This window comes from Mesorhizobium sp. GbtcB19 (genome assembly GCF_019091085.1).
In the GTDB taxonomy this organism is placed as follows: Bacteria; Pseudomonadota; Alphaproteobacteria; order Rhizobiales; family Rhizobiaceae; genus Mesorhizobium.
In genome coordinates, this window is sequence record NZ_JAGXJY010000149.1 from 1 (window position 1) to 333 (window position 333).

1 pseudogene is annotated in these 333 nt (G+C 32.1%); it reads right to left on the reverse strand.

Annotated elements, in window-relative coordinates:
• A pseudogene (locus tag KVT37_RS31995) lies at window positions 1-333 on the reverse strand (hypothetical protein); the annotation flags it as partial.

The following is a 333-nucleotide window of genomic DNA, read 5'->3' on the forward strand; positions in this document are numbered from 1 at the left end:
TCATCATGAGTAGCTTTCATAGACTTCTCATGAAATCTATCTCTATAAGACTTGTTAAATAATGGATTCTTATATTCAACGCTATTTAAATTAACATTTAAAAATCTAGATTCGATACAACTAAGCACCTGAGCAAAGTATAGTTCTACCTTTGCTAAGTTCATTTCATCTAAAATTAAAAAGAACGGCTTTGCTGTATGGTTAACAGCATCTAATACTACTCTTGTAAAATCGCCCATTATAAAGTTATCTTCTAAATCAAAGTAGCCCAGCATGTCTGTATTATCTACCCAGTTTGGAGCAACTGCAATAGGCTTACACGATTCATTTTGA